This window comes from Robertmurraya korlensis NBRC 107688 (assembly GCF_001591645.1).
In the GTDB taxonomy this organism is placed as follows: Bacteria; Bacillota; Bacilli; order Bacillales; family Cytobacillaceae; genus Robertmurraya_A.
Genome location: NZ_BCVH01000054.1, coordinates 1 through 1,403 on the forward strand (window position 1 = coordinate 1; position 1,403 = coordinate 1,403).

Below are 1,403 nucleotides of genomic sequence, written 5' to 3' on the forward strand. Positions count from 1 at the left end.
GTTAGACATCGATCTTACATTTATGGGGTGTTTTTATGTCTAATTTTACTGCAGAAAATAGAATACAAATGGTGTTAAGGTATATAAATGGTAACGAATCTATTAAGGAAATTTCACGACAGGTACAGATTAATCAGAGTGTTTTGAGTGGATGGATACGCCTTTACGAACAACATGGTAGTGAAGCTTTCCTAAAAAACTATACACGCTATTCAAGTGAGTTTAAAATGGATGTAATAAATTATATGAACGAAACGGGTACATCCTCAGTTGATACAGCAGCGATTTTCAATATTTCCTCTCCTGGAATGATTCGGAATTGGCGAACAAAGTGGAAACTAGGTGGAATAGATGCCCTACAATTAAAGAAAAAGGGGCGTCCATCTATGAGGAAAGAAACAAAGAAAAGTGAAACTAAGAAAGCAGCACCAATCCCAGGTGATGGTACAGTAGAAGCATTACAAGCGAAAATTGAACGATTAGAAATGGAGAATGCATACTTAAAAAAGTTGAATGCTTTAGTTCAAATGCAGGAAAAATTACAAACAAAATCAAAGCGCAAGTAATTTTTGAACTAAAGGATCATTATGAGGTTGTGGATTTAGTTGAAGTCGCTGACATTCCACGCAGTACGTATTATTATTGGGAGAAACGTTTAAATCAAGCCGATAAGTACGCAAATGTAAAAGAAGAAATAAAAGAAATCTATCATGAACATAAAGGACGTTATGGCTATCGTCGTATCGCGAAAGAATTAAAGAAAAAAGGCATTCATCATGACCCAAAAACTATTAATAGTTTAATGAATTCCATGGGCTTAAAATGTCTAGTGCGTATGAAGAAATATCGTTCCTACAAAGGGAACGTAGGGAAAATTGCACCCAACGTATTACAACGCGATTTTAAGGCGGAAAAAATGAATCAGAAATGGGTAACAGACGTTACAGAATTCCACTTATTTGGAGAAAAGCGTTATCTTTCGCCGGTACTTGATTTATGTAATGGTGAAATTATTACTTATAACGTAATGAAACGCCCCGTTTATAAACTCGTTGGTGATATGTTAGACAAAGCGATAGAGTATCTTAAACCGGGAGATCAAGTAATTCTCCACTCTGATCAGGGCTGGCATTATCAAATGAAACAGTATCAAAAAACACTAGAACAACACAAAATTACTCAGAGTATGTCTCGTAAAGGCAACTGTTTAGATAATGCGGTTATCGAGAATTTCTTTGGCTTATTAAAGTCTGAGTTACTTTACCTGCAAGAGTTTGAGAGTATCGAGCATTTTGAACAGGAATTAGAAGAGTATATTGATTACTACAACAAAAAGAGAATGAAGGCAAAATTAAAAGATCTGAGTCCGGTTGAATACCGAACTCAGATCTTAGAAGTTGCCT

1 protein-coding gene is annotated in these 1,403 nt (G+C 35.4%); it reads left to right on the plus strand.

Annotated features, from left to right (window positions below):
* Positions 1 to 35: 35 nt before the first annotated feature.
* Positions 36 to 1,403, plus strand: a protein-coding gene (locus BKO01S_RS24140; RefSeq protein ID WP_157077446.1) for an IS3 family transposase whose coding sequence is annotated in 2 segments (ribosomal slippage) — positions 36 to 501 and positions 501 to 1,403 — 1,369 coding nt annotated over the 2 segments. Because the reading frame shifts where the segments join, the coding sequence is not laid out codon by codon here. This gene is flagged as partial in the annotation.